Raw genomic sequence first — 18560 nt, forward strand, 5'->3', positions numbered from 1 at the left:
TGCTGTAAAGACAATTTTTCACTAGACAGAAAATGTGAAAGAAATTATAATTTAGCTTACTAATATTTAAGTAACCTAACTAATTTAGAGGTGATGAGGTTGGCTCAGATGGATAGCGAGATTGCGCAGAAGTTGATTAATACATTTATGCAGTTCCGGAAGAGCGGCTGGCATGAGAAAAAGATTGCCGGTTTTAATCCGAGCGAGTTTAAAATAATGGCGGTAATTAAGCAAGGAACGAACGAAGGCGGCGGGGGAATGAAAGTGTCTGAAATTAGCCAAAGGCTGCATGTGACGCCGCCCACTGTGACGCAGCTTATCAACGTCCTTGAAAAAGATGGCCTGGTGGCGCGGGAGATTGACCCGAACGACCGGCGTTCCGTGAATGTTAGGCTGACGGATAAAGGCGATGAGGTTACCGAGCAGGCCAGGAAGGCATTCAGGGAAACATTTTTGGGCCTGATTGATTATCTTGGCGAAGAAGACAGCGATAAACTGGCAGAACTGCTTTCCAAGGTGAATGAATATTACTTAAACATAAACCGCAAGTGAGAAAGAAGGAACGAACATGAAGAAACTAAGCAAGTTCTTAAAGCCATTCGCCCTTTCTGTGGGAATCGTCCTCATCTTGGTTTTCCTCCAATCCCTATCGGACCTTTATCTCCCAACGTTAATGGCGGATATTGTCGACAATGGGGTGGTTAAAGGAGATTCGGCTTATATTTGGAAAATCGGCGGATTCATGCTGCTTGTCGCGGCGGGGGGTATGATATGTTCGGTCGGGGCGAGTTATTTTTCGGCTAAAATTGCCTCTGGTTTCGGAAAGTTGCTCAGAAGCAGGGTGTTTTCACATGTGTCCGGGTTTTCCCTTAATGAATTTGACCAGATTGGCACGTCCTCGCTAATCACAAGGACGACAAATGATATTACCCAAGTACAGCAGGTGCTCGTCATGATGCTAAGAATGATGATTATGGCGCCGATGATGTGCATTGGGGGAATCATTATGGCGGTTTCGAAGGATGCGAAATTGACTTTGGTCTTGGCCGTTTCTTTGCCAATCCTGGTTTTGGTAATTGCCATTCTTGCGAAAAAAGGGCTCCCATTGTTCAAGGCGATGCAGGCAAAGCTTGACAGCCTGAACCGTGTCCTCAGAGAGAACCTGACAGGGATCCGCGTCATCCGCTCTTTTAACAAGATTGAACACGAGAAAAAACGCTTCGACATGGCAAATATGGATTTGACTGAAACAGCCATAAAGGTAAATAAAATTATGGCCTTGCTTATGCCGTTAATGATGATTTTCCTAAACCTGACAACAGTGGCGATCATTTGGTTCGGAAGCATCCGGATCAGCAACGGGCATATGCAGGTTGGTGATTTGATGGCGTTCATCCAGTATGCGATGCAAATCATGTTTTCCTTGATTATGGTATCAATGATGTTTGTCATGATTCCGCGCGCTTCGGTTTCAGCGGGAAGGATTAACGAGGTGCTCGAGCTGACAGCTGATATCAGCGACCCTGCCAGTCCGAAAAAACCGGCGGAGGATAAAGGGAGTGTCGTGTTCAGGGACGTGACATTCTGTTATCCGGGGGCGGAGATCCCCGCTTTATCCAATATTAGTTTTACAATGAAGCCTGGGGAAACAACGGCCGTCATCGGCGGCACGGGGTCCGGGAAATCGACACTTGTCAATCTGATCCCAAGGTTCTACGACATTGACAGCGGCAGCATCCTTGTCGACGGGGTCGATAGTAGGGAAATGAAGCAGGAGGATTTGCGGGGGAAAATTGGGTTCGTACCCCAGCAGGCTGTTTTATTTTCCGGAACGGTGGCGGAAAATATCCGTTTTGGAAAAGAGGCCGCCTCTGAAGAGGAAATTCGCCATGCGGCTGAAATTGCCCAGGCTAAGAATTTCATCGAAGAGATGCCTGAAGGATATGAATCCGTCATTTCCCAGGGCGGAACGAATGTTTCGGGTGGACAAAAGCAGAGGTTGTCGATTGCCCGGGCGCTTGTCAGGAAGCCGGAGATATACATTTTTGACGACAGCTTTTCCTCGCTTGATTTTAAAACCGACGCTAAGCTCCGCGCCGCATTGAAGGATGAAACAGCGGAAGCCGCGGTGCTGATTGTCGCCCAGCGTGTCAGCACCATCATGGATGCCGATCAGATCATTGTCCTTGATGAGGGCACAATCTCTGGAATCGGCACCCATAAAGAATTGATGAAAACAAATGAAGTATACCGGGAAATCGTCATGTCCCAGCTTTCCGAGGAGGAGATTGCCTGATGAGCAAGGAAACTGAAACCAACAATAGCCACAGGCAGGGTCGGCGCGGAAGCGGATTTGGGCCGCCTGGAATGGGCATGCCCGTCCAAAAAGCCAAGGATTTCAAAGGAACATTGAAGAGGCTCGCTGGTTACCTGAAGCCATACAAGTTTCAGCTTTTGGCTGTATTGGCCACGGCGATCATTAGTACCATTTTTGCCATCGTCAGCCCGAAAATTATGGGTAAGGCAACAACCAGGCTTTTTGAGGGCCTGATGATGAAGATGCGGGGAGTCCCGGGTGCGGAAATCGATTTTGACTATATCGGGCATATTATCCTGATTCTTATCGGCCTTTACGTTTTAAGCGCAGCGTTCTCGTATTTAATGCAGTATATGATGGCGGGAGTCGCGCAAAAAACGGTTTATAACCTAAGGAAGGAAGTCGAGGAGAAGCTTAATCGGCTACCGTTAAAATATTTCGACTCCAGGACCCATGGCGAAATCCTGAGCCGGGCGGTCAACGATGTAGATAATATCAGCAATACGCTCCAGCAAAGCATGACCCAGCTGATCACTTCGGTCGTGACGATTATCGGCGTCATTATCATGATGCTGTCAATCAGCCCGCTCATGACACTGATTGTTATTGTGACCCTTCCGTTAAGTGTGGTCGCAATTGCGAATATTGCCAAGAAGTCGCAGAAGCATTTCATGGGACAGCAAAAGTCGCTGGGGACGCTAAATGGCCATGTTGAAGAGATGTATACAGGCCATAAAATCAGCAAGGTTTTCGGTTATGAACGGAAGTCGCTGGAAAAATTCGAGGAAATGAATGAAGAACTTTATCAATCAGCATGGAAAGCCCAGTTTATTTCCGGGTTGATAATGCCAATTATGATGTTCATCAACAATATCGGCTATGTCCTTGTTTCAGCGGTCGGAGGAATTCTGGTCATGAAAAAGGCGATTGAAATCGGCGATATCCAGGCGTTCATCCAGTATACCCGGCAGTTTTCCCAACCGGTTGCCCAAACGGCCCAAATCGCGAATATCATCCAATCCACAATCGCCAGTGCGGAACGGGTCTTCGAAATTCTTGATGAAACAGAGGAAGTTCCTGAAGCAGCATCGCCAAGGAGTATTTCCGATGTGGAGGGAGATGTCTCCTTCAATCACGTATCATTCGGTTATAAGGAGAATGAAATTTTAATAGAAGATATGAATATCCATGTGAGATCGGGCCAGAAGGTGGCAATTGTGGGACCCACCGGAGCGGGGAAAACGACGCTTATCAATCTGCTGATGCGTTTCTATGATGTGAATTCCGGAGAAATCCTTATTGATGGGGTTAACATTGCCAGCATGAAACGAAGCGATCTCCGGAGCCTGTTCGGAATGGTCCTGCAGGATACATGGCTGTTCAATAGTACCATTCGTGAGAATATCGCCTACGGAAGGGAAAGGGCTTCGGAAACGGAAATTGTCGCAGCTGCGAAGGCAGCCAATGCAGACCATTTTATCCGGACTCTTCCTGATGGATATGACACAATCCTGAATGAGGAAGCGTCGAATATTTCGCAGGGGCAAAAGCAGCTTCTGACTATCGCGCGGGCCGTTCTCGCGGATCCGGCCATTCTTATCCTCGATGAGGCGACAAGCAGCGTCGATACCCGGACAGAGGTGCACATCCAGAAGGCGATGGACCGGCTGATGGAGGACCGTACCAGCTTTGTCATCGCCCACAGGCTTTCTACAATCCGTGACGCCGACATGATTCTCGTCATGGACCACGGGAAGGTGATCGAGCAAGGGACACATGTGGAACTGCTTGAAAAAGGCAGCTTCTATGCGGATCTATACAACAGCCAATTCACCGGCAAATCGAAAAATGTTGGCTGATTTTATCAGGCAATCTATAAAAACTTAAATCGGTTACTGGATTATTACTAGTAGTGACTCACTTACTAAAATGGCAGCTGCCTCAACCCGGGCAGCTGCTTTTTCTATTTTTTGAGTAATGCGAACAGTGCCTGTCACTCCCCGAATTTTCTTGTTTCACAGTGTTCCATGGAAGCCAATTTTTGATTTAACCTATATAGTTGGGAATTTTTTGAACTTATTTTGGGCTATTGTCTCGTAAATATTTTAATGTTATAATCTGATAGTGTGATAATATGGTAACGCACTAAAGTGTTTTAAACTAAAATAAATTTTAACAAAAAGGATGGTCTACATTATGAAACGTCTAGCGATGATTGCATTCCTAGTCTCAGCGTTGTTTATGGTTCTAACAGGATGTTCGGGCAATTCTTCCTCTGGTAAAGGCAAGGGAGATACGCTCGTGATCGGAATTGATGATAAATTCGCGCCGATGGGCTTCCGTGATGAAAACAATGAGCTTGTTGGTTTTGATATTGATTATGCGAAAGCGGCCGCGGAGGAAATGGGCATGAAAGTGAAATTCCAGCCAATCGACTGGAAAACCAAGGAGTCAGAGTTAAGCAGCGGACGGATTGACTTGATATGGAACGGATACACTATTACGGATGATCGAAAGAAGAAAGTCCTATTCACAAAACCTTATCTTGAAAACGCGCAGGTAGTCGTCACACTTGCCGATTCGAACATCAAAAAACTCGCCGACCTGGAAGGCAAAGTCGTCGGGCTGCAGTCTCTGTCTTCGGCAGCTGATGCGCTTGATGCCAACCCGGTTAAATCAAAGATTAAAGAAGTAACCGAGTTCGCTGACAACGTCATGGCGCTAGGAGATTTGAAGAGCGGCAGGCTTGACGCAGTCGTCATCGATGAAGTCGTCATCGACTATTACGCAGCGAAACAGGAAAACACATTCAAGATCCTCGATGAAAGCCTTGCACCGGAACAATACGGAATCGGCGTGAAAAAGGGGAATGAAGAGCTTCTCGAAAAGCTGCAGAAAGCCCTGGATAAAATGAACGAAGACGGCACCGCCGCCGAAGTTTCGAAAAAATGGTTTGGGGAAGATAAGGTATTAAAATAAAGCTGAATTAAGGACAAAACAGGATTTCCGCTGGAAACCCTGTTTTGTTTTCGCTTAGTTAACCCGGAGGAATTCGTATGACTCTCGATTATATTATTTCAATCAGCGGGCCGATGCTTGAAGGCGCGAAAATGACAATCCTGCTGTTTTTCATTGCGATCATCGCATCCATCCCGCTCGGATTTTTGCTGACGCTGGCTGTGAAAAGCAGCTTCAAGCCATTATCCTGGCTTGCCCAGGCGTATATTTACATCATGCGCGGCACGCCGCTTTTGCTCCAGCTCTTGTTCATCTGCTTTGGGCTGCCGATGATTCCTGTAATCGGCGAGTATTTGGTACTTGACCGGTTCGTTGCGGCATCGCTCGGATTTGTGCTGAACTATGCTGCGTATTTTGCAGAAATTTTTCGCGGCGGCCTTCTCGCCATCGACAGGGGGCAGTATGAAGCCGCCCAGGTGCTTGGCCTGAACAAATGGCAGACAACCGCAAAGGTCATCCTCCCGCAAATGTTCAGGATTGCCCTTCCGGCGGTTGCGAACGAGTCTATAACACTTGTGAAAGATACCGCCCTGCTGTACGCAGTCGCTGTACCGGAGCTGCTCCATTTTGCCCAGACCGCTGTTAACAGAGATTTTACCATCGTTCCATTCTTTGTCGCAGGGGTCATCTATCTTGCAATGACCCTTCTGTTGACGGCATTTTTTAAATGGGTGGAACGGAACTTTAAATTTGATTAGAAAGGGGCGGGGAAAATGGCTATTATTGAAGTAAGCAATCTCAAGAAATCTTTCGGTGCTGCCGAAGTGCTGAAGGATATTTCTTTTAACGTAAATAAAAATGAAGTAATCGCGATTATCGGGCCTTCCGGTTCAGGAAAAAGCACGATGCTCCGCAGCCTCGTCCAGCTGGAAAAAATCGACGGGGGCAGCATAGCTGTTGATGGCGATTACCTTGTAAAGGACGGCGTCTATCCATCGCAGCAGGAAACTAAGCGCATTACTTCCAGGATGGGAATGGTTTTTCAGCATTTTAACCTGTTTCCTCACCTTACCGTGAAAGAGAACCTTGAACTTGCCCCAAAAATAGTGAAGAAGGAAGCCTCCGAAGGATTGAAAAACAGGACCGAAGAGCTTCTTGGGAAAATTGGCCTCGCTGGCCATGTAAATTCCTATCCGGCCAAGCTTTCGGGCGGCCAGAAGCAGAGGGTTGCCATTGCCCGGGCCCTCATGATGGATCCGGCTATCCTCCTTTTTGATGAGCCGACTTCCGCGCTTGACCCGGAATTGACCGGCGAAGTGCTCCAGGTGATGAAGAAACTTGCCGAAGAGCATATGACCATGCTTGTCGTGACGCACGAAATGGGATTTGCCCGCGAGGTCGCGGACCGGGTTATCTTTATGGACAATGGGGAAATCATCGAATCAGGCCCGCCATCCGAAATTTTCGCAAACCCGCGCAATGAACGTACGAAAGCCTTTTTGACGCGCAGCTTTAAGTAAGTGAAGGAAGAGATGCAAGTGGATGTGGAACGCTACAAAGATGCCTTACTGAATATAAAAACCGCCGGCGGCCAAAAAGGGTTCTTAAAGTCGATTCATTATCATCCCTATGAACCGACGCCGTATGAGGCGCTCGATTCCCTCTTTGCCGAATACGAACTTGAAAGCCGGGACAGGCTTGTCGACTTTGGCTGCGGCAAGGGAAGGTTGGCGTTCTATGCCAATTACCTATTCAACGCGTATGTTACAGGCGTGGAGATGAATGAGGTTTTTTACCACGAAGCAATCGAGAATAGGAATGGCTATTTGGCCAAAATGAAAAAACGCGCCGACAAGGTCCATTTCCTTTGCTGCCTTGCCGAGGACTATCCAATCGAGCCGGAGGACAATAAGTTTTATTTCTTCAATCCTTTTACCCAATCAATTTTTATAAAAGTGGTGAATCGAATCCTCGAGTCCGCCGAGAAAAGTCCTCGCGACATTGACTTGATTCTCTACTATCCGTCCGGCGATTATGTCCAGTTCCTTGAATACCAGACAAGCTTCGAACTAGTAAAAGAGGTCATTTTGCCGGGTTTATACGAGAAAAACGCAAATGAGCGGTTCCTTGTGTACCGGAAGGATGTTTAAATGGGCATGCCGTATTTATGGCATGCCTTTTTCAGTGTGATTAAGCGGGTTTGGCCATTTATCCTGGGATTTAGGTATATATTTACACTTCTTGCGCAAAATATTTCTTGCCACTGAGTACTGAAAAGGGATTTTAGCCGTATTCTAGTCATTTTTTCAATGATTCTAGTCATTAATGAAGAGATTCTAGTCACTTTTTCACCGATTCTAGTTTATCTGGATATTCAGATAACTAAGCCGCCTTTTTTATCATAAAAGGGTGCCTCTTTTTATTACTTTTTGATTGGCCTGCTACCACCAACACCATCTTGTTAAAATGTTCACAAACTTGATTCTTGCCCTCCCGAAACGGTACGGTATACTTAATACAAATAGGTTGAAAGGGGTTCATACATGCATAAGCGGAGTTTTTTGCGGACCGTTTTATTCCTGGCGGCTTTTGCGCTCGTTATGGCGGGCTGTTCCGGGAAAAAGGTCCTCCTCGATGAGCAGGGCAAGGAAGTATCGCTGGAAAACAAGGACAAGCCATCCCTGGTCTTTTTCTTTACCGGCAATACCTGAGACTACTGCAAATCGCAGCTGGTCGAGCTGCAGAACAATAAAGATTTATTTGCTGATTTCCCAGGGGATGTCTACGCGCTAAGCGCCGCTTCTCCGGAGGATCATAAGGAAATGAAGAAAGAGCTGGGCCTTGACTATACCCTTCTTTCCGATAAATATTTGACGTTAATTGACAAGGCAAAAATGAAAGATTCAAGCGGTCCGAAGTCGGTGAGGGGCTTTGCGATCCTCGACAAGAATGGAAAGGTCCTTGAATCCCAGCAGCTGGACCCATTTGGGGAGCAGGTCGGGGACATCATTCCGTATGCTGCACAAAAGGTCGGCGCTCAATAAGACATCTTTCAACTGCCTGTTCCATTAGGAGCGGGCGGTTTTTTTTTTATAGGAATTAAAAACCACATTGAGGTATTTATGGAAATTTGTTATTTTAAAAGTATAAGAAAAGTGCCATAGTGAAAAAGCAGGCATTAAGGGGAAAATATGAAAATAAGGCCTATCATCAAGAATAGAGGAAGACTAATTTTGCTCTCATTCACCGGTTTGGTACTGATTTCCGAGATCGGTTCCATGTTTCTTCCGATTAACAAACAGTTTTTTCATTTCACCGCCCTAATCGTTACGGGCCTTTTGATTCTCGCTGTCCTTAAAGGGGTCGATTTGACTGCGGAGGAACTTCAAAAGAATCGACAGCGGCTGAAAGAAATATTTGATACGCTGGATGTCGCCATTTGGACACATGACCTGAAAGCAAACCACCTGATGATTACTCCCGGCATAGAAAAGCTTTATGGGTATAGGCTCCAGGAATTTTACCAGGACCATACACTATGGCGGAAAGTGATCCATCCGGATGACCAGCATATTTTGCCGGAGAGGGAGCAGGCTTTTGCCAAAGGGGATACCATTACGAGTATTTACCGGATTATCCGTCCAGACGGGGAAATCCGTTGGATACAGGACCGGGGGATTCCAACCGTCACCAATGGGGAACTTGTCGACTTCAGTTCGGTGCTTTTTGACATAACGGATAAAAAAGAGAGTGAAAACCGTTATAAAAGCCTTGTTGAAATGTCCCCCGATATTATTGCCGTTTACAGCAGGGGGAAAATTGATTATATAAATGAAACCGGTGCAAGGATTTTTGGGGGAGAGTGCCCGAGGGAGATAATTGGGATGCCGCTTTCCAGCCTTATTCCGAAGTCGGTTATCCATGAGATGCGGTACCGTGAACTGACCATTGGAACTGATGGCGGCGAAAAGATAAGCCTTGAGTTCCAGGCTTCAAGGCTGGATGGGACAAAGATCGACCTTGAGATGGTATCGATGCCGATTTTCTTTGAAGGCAGGGCTGCGAGGCAAATTGTCGGACGTGATATTACCGAACGGAAAAAGGCCGAACAGACAATCCAGAATATGGCCTATTATGATGCGCTGACAGGACTGCCGAACCGGAACCGATTCAGGGAAAAACTGAACGAGGCGCTAAACAGCAATAACAACCAAAAGCATGCGGTCCTTTTCCTTGACCTCGATCGTTTTAAAATCATCAATGATACGAAAGGGCACTCCGTCGGCGATCTATTGCTTAAGGCTGTCGCCTCCAGGCTTGAACAGGCGGTCAAAAAGGATGGCATCGTATCGCGCCAGGGCGGCGACGAGTTTATTATTCTATTGAATGACGCCAGCCGTGAAAAGATCGTTAGGGTTTCAAAAAGGATATTGAATGATTTTTCAAGGCCGTTTGGAATAAATGGCGAAGAATTTTTTGTAACTCCAAGCATCGGCATCAGCGTCTCCCCAACAGACGGAATTGACGGGGAAACGCTGATAAAGAATGCCGATACGGCTATGTACCTTGCGAAGGACCGAGGTAAAAATAACTATCAGTTCTTTTCATCCCACCTGCAAGGACTTTCTTCCAAGAAGATGGAGCTCGAAACAGGGTTGAGAAAGGCAATCGAACAGGGGCAGCTCACGCTTTATTACCAGCCGCAGGTTGAACTTGAAACCGGCGCTATCATCGGCGTCGAGTCGCTGATCAGGTGGGAGCATCCGATAAAGGGGCTTGTGCCGCCTTCGGAATTCATCCCGCTTGCCGAGGAAACCGGCCTTATAGTCCCAATCGGGAAATGGGTGTTGAAAAAAGCGTGTGAGCAGCACCGGAGTTGGCAGGAAAAAGGTTATCCGCCATTAATGGTTTCCGTAAATATATCCGTCAGGCAGTTCCAGGATGATAATTTTGTCGAATCGGTAAAACGAATCCTAATCGAAACGGAAATGGACCCAAGTTCGCTTGAGCTTGAAATAACGGAAAGTATTATGCAGAACATTGATAGGTCCATCAAGATACTTGGGCAATTGAACGAGTTGGGGGTAAAGATTGCCATCGATGATTTTGGGACAGGCTATTCATCCTTGAGTTATCTCAAACACCTGCCAATCGATACGATTAAAATTGATAAATCATTCCTTGATGATATTGACGCCGATGCGTTAGAAGGCGCGATGGTCAAAACAATCCTCGACATGGGCTTGAATATGAGATTCCATGTTATCGCCGAAGGAATCGAAAAACCGGAACAGGTCGGATACCTGGTGTCAAACGGATGCACCGTTGGGCAGGGCTATCATTTTAGCCGCCCGCTGCCGGCCTCCCAAGTCGAAAAACTCTTGAATAAACCGATTCTCGTTTAAGCAGCGGATCATGGAAAAAGGCAAATCCCCCCATATCACGGGGATTTGCTTTTTTAATTGAATGAGCCAAATACTAGTATCCGCTTGTTTAGGAGGAAGAAGTTGCAAAACATGTTGTTTTGTATGACTATGGCATTGTTAGGTTCTTTTTAGAAAATAAATCTTTCCAATAAGCATGCAGGGATCTGAAAAATCGGCCAATAGGAATCAATGCAGAGAGCCGGGAAAAAAAACGCAAAAAGTTTCGGGAGGGGTCGGGCTATGGAAGTAACAAAGAAAAGCTTTGGGGAACTGGATGGAAAACCTGTCCATGCGATTGCGATAACGAACCATAATGGCATGGGGTTCACCTGCCTGGATTATGGATGCATTATTACCGAAATCCTTGTACCGGATTCAAAAGGGCAAATTGAGAATGTGGTGCTCGGTTTCGACAATCTCGAGGATTATCTCAGGCATTCGCCTTATTTCGGAGCGGTCGTGGGCCGGGTGGCTGGAAGGATAAAGGATGGGCGCTTTAGCCTCGACGGAAAAGAATATATTCTTGCCAAAAATAATGACGGCAACCATCTTCATGGAGGACTGAAGGGACTCGATAAGGTCATTTGGGATGCAAAAGTCCACGCGGAGGGACCTGTCGCCAGAGTCGAATTTTCATATGAGAGCCCGGACGGTGAGGAAGGATACCCGGGGAACGTTTCCTTAAGGACAGTCTATACCCTTACCGATGATAACGAGCTCATCGTTGAGTTTTTCGGAGCAACAGATAAGAAGACGATTCTTAACCTGACCAACCATACTTATTTTAACTTGAGTGGGGACGCCAAATCGACCATTCTTAATCATACTCTCAAGTTGGATAGTGAAAGATTTCTGGAATTGGATGAAAACCTGATTCCGACTGGAAGCCTGCTTGATGTAGAGGGTACAGCTTTTGATTTCCGGGAGGGCAGAAAGCTTTCAGACGGCCCTGCATCGAGCGATGAGCAAAATCTCCTTGCCGGAAAGGGTTACGACCATCCCTTTGTACTTAATCAAAAGAACGGGACGGCCATAGAATTGCGTTGTAATGAGAGTGGCCGGAAAATGGAGGTTGAAACGAACCAGCCTGCTGTAGTGGTTTATACAACGAACCAGCTTGAAGGTGGCTTTCTGCTGAGCGGAAAGGTAAAGCCAGAGCCGTATTTGGCAGTCTGTCTGGAGACCCAGAAATACCCTGACGCCATTAACCAACCAAATTTTCCTTCCATTGTGCTTGATGAAGGTGAAAAGTACTATTCGTATACAAAGTTTAAATTTCGGTGACCAAACGGGCCCTTGATTTCATCAAAACCCAAGGCACTGATTAATTGTAAAAAGTGGTATCATAAAGGTTCGATTAGCCAATTTGGAGGGGAATCTATGCCGGAATTTTGGGATGTATATGACCGCGACAGGAATAAAACAGGAAGAACTGCAATCCGCGGGGAAAAACTAGCACATGGTGACTTTCATCTTGTCGTCCATGTTTGGATTCTGAACAGTAAAGGAGAATACTTGATCCAGAAACGCGCCCCGCATGTAAAAGGCTCCCCGAATTTGTGGGCAACCACTGGCGGCGCCGCGATTATGGGTGATGACAGCGCCGCGGCATGTATACGGGAAACGAAAGAGGAACTGGGCATTGTTCCGGATATGGAAAATGCCGAGGTAGCTTTCACTGTTGTAAGGGATGAGAGCATTTCCGACGTTTGGCTTATCAGGCAGAATGTCGATATCGCGGAGTGCGTCCTCCAGGTGGAGGAAGTTAGCGCTGTAAAATGGGCAACAGCCGAAGAAATCCTTTCCATGGCAAGCCGCGGCGAATTTGTTCACTATCGATACCTGCAGGAATTATTCACAGCCACAATGCCGGCATAGAGGAAATTTCTAGAAAGGAGGTGGCCGATATCGTCAGGAAGCCGCTGCGCCTGTTGTTTATCTTTGCTGGTTTCATGTCTCTTGGACTTGGCATAATCGGCATTGTCCTCCCGGTTATTCCGACCACCCCGCTCCTTTTGTTGGCGTCGTATTGCTTTATGCGAGGCTCGAAGAAGTTCGAGGCATGGTTCAAAGAAAGCCCACTGTATAAAAAACATCTCGAAGGTTTTGTACGGAAACGGGAAATGACCTTAAAACAAAAACTCACGATTCTCCTATTTGCGGACTGCATGATCGCAATTCCGTTCGTCATGACCGACAGCTGGGCGCTGAGAGCCATGCTTGCAGCCATTGTCATGTATAAATACTATTATTTTTTTACTAAAATCAAGACGCTGTAATTGAAGCGCTCCTCCATTGGAATTACGGGGGAAAGCTTGCTATGCGCAAAAAAGGCCAAACCCTAACCGGTCTGGCCTTTCGCTATTAATCAATAAGTTTTTCAAAATTGATGCGTTTATGAATGGCATACATCAATGGCGCGCCAATCGTAAGCACGGCGAATTCGCCGAATGCGACCGCCAGCCATGTAGCGAAAAATGGGTATTTGAAGACAATGTTCAATTCCCAGGCAATCAGGAACATCGTCACCGTAAAGACAACGGTATTAATTGCCATCCGAGCCCAGATTCCTTTAATATACCGGGATGAAAACATGGTAATCAAAAGGGCGAGCACCGATTGCCCGAAACCAAAAATAAGGTCGAGGCCGGGACTTGGCGAGAAGAAAAGGTTTGCCAGGAAAACGCCAAGGATAATGCCGAAAAAGTATTTCTTGTTAAATACGATGAGATGGTTGAACATCTCGGATAAACGGAATTGAATATTTGAAAAGCTGAGCGGCTGGATAAAAAACGTCACCACAATATACAGCGCAGCAATAATCCCGTTCACTGCCAATGATTTAATATTCATCTTTCTCTCTCCTTAGTTTTTTAGCGTGGGAGGTTCTCGAACCACGTCGGGCTTTACCCGAAAGTAACATTATAATCCCGGCGTTATTCTTAGTCAATAGGGCGGATTTTTCTGCCAAATTATTGAGATTAGCTTAATCAATAGGGATGTTATAGGGATTTCCAGAGGGTCAAAGCATTATATTTCTTCCTGCGTCATAAAAGTAATACTAAACGCTTAAAAGGGTGAACCATATGGTCTCTGTCATTACGTGTACGAAAAGGCCGGATTTTCTTCAAGCAACCCTTCTTAATTTTGAAAATCAAACAATTGAAGAAAAGGAACTTGTGCTCATCCTTCATGGCTTTAGCAAACATCAGGTTGTGGGCTTGCCCGATAACCCGCTTATCCAAGTCCTTGAACTTCCCTCTGAAGAATCGCTCGGCTCTTGTTTAAACAAGGGAATCCGCCAGGCAAAATATAATATCATTGCACGGTTTGATGACGATGACTATTATGGTGCCCATTATCTTGAAGAAGCATTGGATGAATTGGAGAGACGCGGAGCCGATGTTGTCGGAAAGCAGTCAATATTCATTTATTTTAAATCCGATGGGCTTCTTGGATTGCTCTTTAAAGGCAAAGAGAATACATTTATAAAAAATACCAGTGATACACTAGCCGGCTCGACTCTTGTCTTTAAAAAATCTGTTGCTGAGACAGTGCAGTTTCCTCCGATTTCGGTGGGAGAGGATGCGGTTTTTTTGGAGGAGTGTAAAAAACGAGGGCTCTGTATGTATGCATCTTCACAGTTTAATTATGTGTATATCCGTTATTCGAATTCCCACCACACCTCCGATTCGGACAATAGGCGGATTAAAAAACATTGTTCACCGCTTGTATGGACAAACGAGTTTGAAAAAATTTTTCCCTATTAGCAAGCGATGTTCCAGCTAATTCATTTCAGCGAATTCCCGAACAGCCAGCTTTACAAGCTATTCGAAAGGGGTGACGGTTAAATGGATAACGATTACGTAAGCGGAGAACGTTTAAGGAAAAACCTCTCTATTAGAAAAGAGCATTTTAGACAAAGACGGATAAGCTTGAATTCAGGTGTCCGACAGTTTATTTTTAAGAAGCTTAAGTCAATCGTAGAAAACAATCCGGGCAAGCTGATTGTCCTTTTTCCCTCTCTGCTTGATTGGAATATACCTCTTTTTCAGCGTCCCCAGCATATTGCGCTCAATTTTGCGGGCGAAGGTGTATTGTACCTTTATGGGACATTTAATCAATATGATACGGTCGACTCTATAGAGGAAGTAGTCCCAGGCTGTTTTTTAGTAAATATGAGAGAGCCGGAAATTGAAGAGGAGATCCTCTCCTATTTTGCCAAACAGCAAAACAGGGTCATTGTGCATATGTACTCAGGAGATATGATAAGGGATTACGGGTTTGTCAGAACGTGCCTTGAAATGGGATTTGACATTCTTTATGAATATATCGATGAATTGTCCCCGAGTATATCGGGAATTCCCATTCCGAGGCTGATTCTTGAAAGACATTTGGCGATACTTGAAAATAAATCATGCTATGTGGTTGCGACAGCGGATAAACTTTACAACGATATTTTGGATAAAAGGCCTCCTGTTAGATGTGCTCTTGTTTCAAATGGTGTGGATTATGAACACTTTCATGCAGTCTCCGGGAATAGTTCCCCGGCGGTACTCGTGGACGGCCTCCATCTGGGGAAAAAGCCTGTTATTGGCTATTTCGGAGCGCTTGCGAACTGGGTTGATTATCCACTCCTTGAGAAGCTCGCCTTCTCAAGGAAAGACTGGCAAATTGTTTTGTTAGGTTTGGACTATGACGGTAGTATAAATAAAAGCCGCTTGCTCTCCAGGCCGAACGTTCATTATTTAGGTCCGGTACGGTATAAAGAACTGCCAGCATATGCCCGCCATTTCAACGTTTCCATTATCCCGTTTTTAGTCAATGAAGTGACAATATCGACATCACCTATTAAGCTCTTTGAATATATGGCCGCGGGAAAGCCGATTGTATCTACAAATCTTCCGGAATGCAGGAAATATGACGTTGTTATGATTGCTGAGGATCATAAGCGGTTTTTGGAAAAAGTGGAGGCTGCCCTTGAGATGGGGAAGGATGAAAAACTCACGCACCGGTTAAAGGAGGAAGCGAGGAAACATACATGGAGGGAGAAAGCCAAATCTATCTTACACTTGCTTAACACCCAATAATCATTCCTTCCCGTCTGAAAATGGAGAAAGGAATGATTATTTGGGAATTCTTCATTTAATTTAACTCCATACGAAGGCCAAAGTATTGGAGGATGGCGTCAACAATTCGTTTCGATGCAAAGCCATCCCCATATACGTTGGAAGGGACTGACATTTTTTTGTGCAAAGTATCATTTGTCAATAATTCTTTTGTTAAGCGATAAATTCCTTCCTCTTCAATCCCAGCAAGCTTTAATGATCCAGCCTCAATCCCCTCCGGCCGCTCAGTCGTATCCCTTAATACCAGAACAGGGACTCCAAGGAAAGGGGCCTCCTCCTGAATGCCGCCTGAGTCGGTTAGAATCAAGTGCGAACGGGCGCAAATGTTATGAAAATCAATCACATCAAGGGGTTTTGTTAAGTGAATGTTTGAATGGCCACCAAGCATTTCCCCTGCCAATTTTTGAATAGCGGGATTTAAGTGGACTGGATATACTACTGCAACATCGTCGAATTCCCTTGAAATCCTTCTAACAGCATTAAATATATTGGTGATTGGTTTCCCAAGGTTTTCCCGTCTATGCGCAGTTAGCAGAATAAGCCTTTTTCCCTTAACTGAATGAAGCAGGTCATGATTATAACTTGTCGTTACAGTTGTTTTCAAAGCATCTATTACAGTATTTCCTGTTAAAAATAGAGCCCGAGGATCCTTGTTTTCTTTTTGTAAGTTGCCTAATGCCGTAATTGTAGGGGCAAAATGAAGATCTGCGATCACCCCTGTCAGTTGTCGATTTAGTTCCTCTGGAAAAGGAGAATCCTTATTAAAGGTCCGAAGCCCGGCTTCCACATGTCCAACCTTTACATTGTTATAAAAAGCAGCCAGGGCGGCTGCGAAGGTAGTTGTAGTATCCCCGTGAACAAGAACCAGGTCAGGTTTACTCTTTTTAATGATCATTTCAAGGCTCCTCAAAGACCTGGAAGCAAATTCCCCAAGGCTTTGTCCCGGCTGCATTAAGTTAAGGTCAAAATCCGGATTAATGGAAAAGGCCGTTAAAACCTGGTCGAGCATCTCCCTGTGTTGGGCAGTTACAGTTACGTATGTTTCAATCAATTCTGGGTGCTTGGCAAGTTCGTTTACCAATGGAGCCATTTTAATTGCTTCGGGCCTGGTTCCAAAGATGACCATGACTTTTAGTTTTCTTTTCACATTGATTGATCCTTTCCCAGTTATTGAGTATTGAGAAAGAGATGGTTAGTAGTGTTCGACCTCAAAGGATATGCTTTCGATATCGAAACATGAAATGATGACTGCAACCGGAGGAAGCTTTGGAGATTTCATTCCTGGTTGAATGATGACGACGCACCCGGTGCACTTATCAAAACATTTGATTTTGCCAATGATTTCATCACCAGTTTTTGTTCTAAAACGGAATGTTTTCTTTTGGTGTTCCAGTTCACATAGAACGTTGCAAATGCAATGTTTGTTTTCTTTGCAATGGCAGTCATCCTCGCATTCGTGGTGTTCATGATGGTCTGTTTGCTTGCAGGATATGGAATTAAAGACCTCCTCCAAAAAATCTCCGTGCTCCATAGTGCCTTTCTTATGCCCAATATTCATATTAATACTCCTTCCTTTTGCGTGGGTGGGTTATTATACCACCATGTTATTCGGGCAGGAGAAAAACAGTGTTGGGCGGTTTAATCAGTTCGTAGCGATTCTGAAAAACCACTTATTCTTACTGGCGGTATTGTTCATAAACCCTTACCAATTGCTCGGTGATTATCCTGCTGTCATATGCCTTTCTTACAAACTCATAGGATTCTCGGGCTGATTGTTGAAGGAAGCTTCGTTGATTAACCACTTTTGCCAACTCGAATATTAATTCATCATCAGATAGCTGCCTGAAAGCTGCCCCCATCATAATAAAATCATGGTTGTCTTTTGTGATCACACTTCCGAACCCATCCCACATTGCATAAACAGGTATTTTGCAGGAGAGAGCTTCCAATGCGACTCTCCCACTCCCCATCACCAAGTCGGATATCCTATAGAAATCTTCAATATTCTCCTGCCAGCCCAATAATTTTATTTTTATATTGGAAGATACTTTTGTGGGGATCGCTTTCTTCACGTCGTTAAGCTTTCCGCCATCACCAATGATAATAAGGTTTAGCCCTTTTACAAAATTTGAAAGCTGGGAAGAGCATTTTAATAATTGGATGATTGGCAATTCCTTGTCATCATCAAAACGGCTAACAACAGAAATGGTAAAGTTGGCGGGGTTAAGCCCCAGAGAGGAGAGTAGGCGATTATCTCCGGCTTTGGGATAAAACTTCTGAAAGTCTATTCCGTTTCTGATAATGGAAATTTTCTCAGGCTGATAGGCATTGTTCAAAAGATACAATGCCACTCTATAGTCGACGGCAATTATTCTCTTTAATACTTTGCTAACTTCATAACCTAGAGGAGAATCATCCACCCCGAAATCATAAATGCCGTGCATTGTAACAATTAAAGGTTTTTTAAAATGAATTGCAAATTCTCGTCCTTTATCGATTGCTGTAAATGGATGTGAATGGATGATATCGGGCTTGAACTTCTCAATTTGTTTTAAGGAGCCCTCTGACCAATTAAGATATTTAAATTTTGAGGGGGTTATTTGTGAAAGAACTTGTGGTGAAATTGATGCGGTGAATAAAAGAATTTCATGACCCAGTTTAGTTAGTTCATTAACCAATGTAACAACATGAGTTTCCAATCCACCCTGTACCAAATGGTCTGCAAGCATG

18 protein-coding genes, 1 pseudogene and 1 riboswitch are annotated in these 18560 nt (G+C 45.1%); of the genes and pseudogenes, 15 read left to right on the plus strand and 4 right to left on the minus strand.

From position 1 onward, the window contains the following. Positions 1 to 108: 108 nt before the first annotated feature. The 13 genes and pseudogenes from DRW41_RS11635 (at position 109) to DRW41_RS11690 (ending at position 12980) form a co-directional block, all read left to right on the plus strand. Positions 109 to 552: a MarR family winged helix-turn-helix transcriptional regulator gene (locus DRW41_RS11635; protein ID WP_115452175.1), complete on the plus strand. Its 444-nt coding sequence runs from the start codon at positions 109 to 111 to the stop codon at positions 550 to 552. A 16-nt stretch (positions 553 to 568) separates the two neighbouring features. After that, positions 569 to 2296, plus strand: a complete 1728-nt coding sequence (locus DRW41_RS11640; protein ID WP_115452176.1) for an ABC transporter ATP-binding protein — start codon at positions 569 to 571, stop codon at positions 2294 to 2296. Next, positions 2296 to 4176, plus strand: coding sequence for an ABC transporter ATP-binding protein (locus DRW41_RS11645; protein ID WP_115452177.1), 1881 nt, complete (start codon positions 2296 to 2298; stop codon positions 4174 to 4176). The genes DRW41_RS11640 and DRW41_RS11645 overlap by 1 nt, the downstream gene beginning before the upstream one ends. Before the next feature lie 337 nt (positions 4177 to 4513). Then, positions 4514 to 5296, plus strand: a complete 783-nt coding sequence (locus tag DRW41_RS11650) for an amino acid ABC transporter substrate-binding protein (protein WP_181884519.1) — start codon at positions 4514 to 4516, stop codon at positions 5294 to 5296. Between the two features lie 77 nt (positions 5297 to 5373). After that, positions 5374 to 6033, plus strand: a complete 660-nt coding sequence (locus tag DRW41_RS11655) for an amino acid ABC transporter permease (protein ID WP_115452178.1) — start codon at positions 5374 to 5376, stop codon at positions 6031 to 6033. A gap of 15 nt (positions 6034 to 6048) precedes the next feature. Continuing rightward, the gene (locus DRW41_RS11660) at positions 6049 to 6795 is read left to right on the plus strand and encodes an amino acid ABC transporter ATP-binding protein (RefSeq protein ID WP_115452179.1); all 747 of its coding nucleotides are present in this window, start codon (positions 6049 to 6051) and stop codon (positions 6793 to 6795) included. Between the two features lie 12 nt (positions 6796 to 6807). Next, a complete protein-coding gene (locus DRW41_RS11665; RefSeq protein ID WP_115452180.1) occupies positions 6808 to 7425 on the plus strand; it encodes an SAM-dependent methyltransferase in 618 nt (205 codons plus the stop codon). 393 nt (positions 7426 to 7818) lie between these two features. Further along, positions 7819 to 7986 carry a hypothetical protein gene (locus DRW41_RS22985; protein WP_181884520.1) on the plus strand — a complete coding sequence of 56 codons (168 nt, stop codon included), beginning with the start codon at positions 7819 to 7821 and terminating at the stop codon, positions 7984 to 7986. Between the two features lie 15 nt (positions 7987 to 8001). Continuing rightward, positions 8002 to 8319: pseudogene (locus DRW41_RS11670) on the plus strand (redoxin domain-containing protein); the annotation flags it as partial. 189 nt (positions 8320 to 8508) lie between these two features. Beyond that, positions 8509 to 10680, plus strand: a complete 2172-nt coding sequence (locus DRW41_RS11675; RefSeq protein WP_245959415.1) for a putative bifunctional diguanylate cyclase/phosphodiesterase — start codon at positions 8509 to 8511, stop codon at positions 10678 to 10680. Positions 10681 to 10941: 261 nt separating this feature from the next. Then, positions 10942 to 11985, plus strand: a complete 1044-nt coding sequence (locus DRW41_RS11680) for an aldose epimerase family protein (protein WP_115452183.1) — start codon at positions 10942 to 10944, stop codon at positions 11983 to 11985. A 96-nt stretch (positions 11986 to 12081) separates the two neighbouring features. Next, positions 12082 to 12579 (plus strand): NUDIX hydrolase, encoded by a 498-nt coding sequence (locus DRW41_RS11685; protein WP_115452184.1) that lies wholly within the window; start codon positions 12082 to 12084, stop codon positions 12577 to 12579. 20 nt (positions 12580 to 12599) lie between these two features. Continuing rightward, positions 12600 to 12980: a YbaN family protein gene (locus DRW41_RS11690; RefSeq protein ID WP_245959416.1), complete on the plus strand. Its 381-nt coding sequence runs from the start codon at positions 12600 to 12602 to the stop codon at positions 12978 to 12980. Between the two features lie 85 nt (positions 12981 to 13065). Here DRW41_RS11690 and DRW41_RS11695 read toward each other — a convergent pair whose 3' ends face one another. Continuing rightward, positions 13066 to 13554 (minus strand): QueT transporter family protein, encoded by a 489-nt coding sequence (locus DRW41_RS11695; protein ID WP_115452186.1) that lies wholly within the window; start codon positions 13552 to 13554, stop codon positions 13066 to 13068. 6 nt (positions 13555 to 13560) lie between these two features. Further along, positions 13561 to 13605: riboswitch (PreQ1 riboswitch) on the minus strand. A gap of 182 nt (positions 13606 to 13787) precedes the next feature. Between DRW41_RS11695 and DRW41_RS11700 the strand changes: the two genes are divergently transcribed. Together DRW41_RS11700 and DRW41_RS11705 are read left to right on the plus strand one after the other, a co-directional pair. Next, positions 13788 to 14471: a glycosyltransferase family 2 protein gene (locus tag DRW41_RS11700; RefSeq protein WP_115452187.1), complete on the plus strand. Its 684-nt coding sequence runs from the start codon at positions 13788 to 13790 to the stop codon at positions 14469 to 14471. An 81-nt stretch (positions 14472 to 14552) separates the two neighbouring features. Further along, a complete protein-coding gene (locus DRW41_RS11705; RefSeq protein ID WP_115452188.1) occupies positions 14553 to 15791 on the plus strand; it encodes a glycosyltransferase in 1239 nt (412 codons plus the stop codon). 55 nt (positions 15792 to 15846) lie between these two features. Here DRW41_RS11705 and wecB read toward each other — a convergent pair whose 3' ends face one another. The 3 genes from wecB to DRW41_RS11720 all read right to left on the minus strand — a co-directional run bounded on the left by wecB (position 15847) and on the right by DRW41_RS11720 (position 18559). Continuing rightward, positions 15847 to 16977: a non-hydrolyzing UDP-N-acetylglucosamine 2-epimerase gene (gene wecB / locus DRW41_RS11710; RefSeq protein WP_115452189.1), complete on the minus strand. Its 1131-nt coding sequence runs from the start codon at positions 16975 to 16977 to the stop codon at positions 15847 to 15849. A gap of 45 nt (positions 16978 to 17022) precedes the next feature. Continuing rightward, positions 17023 to 17388, minus strand: coding sequence for a KH domain-containing protein (locus DRW41_RS11715; RefSeq protein WP_115452190.1), 366 nt, complete (start codon positions 17386 to 17388; stop codon positions 17023 to 17025). A 118-nt stretch (positions 17389 to 17506) separates the two neighbouring features. Then, positions 17507 to 18559 (minus strand): glycosyltransferase family 4 protein, encoded by a 1053-nt coding sequence (locus DRW41_RS11720; protein ID WP_142752228.1) that lies wholly within the window; start codon positions 18557 to 18559, stop codon positions 17507 to 17509. Between the last annotated feature and the right edge of the window lies 1 nt (position 18560).

Origin of the sequence: Neobacillus piezotolerans (genome assembly GCF_003362805.1) — a bacterium.
Taxonomy (GTDB): domain Bacteria; phylum Bacillota; class Bacilli; order Bacillales; family Cytobacillaceae; genus Bacillus_D; species Bacillus_D piezotolerans.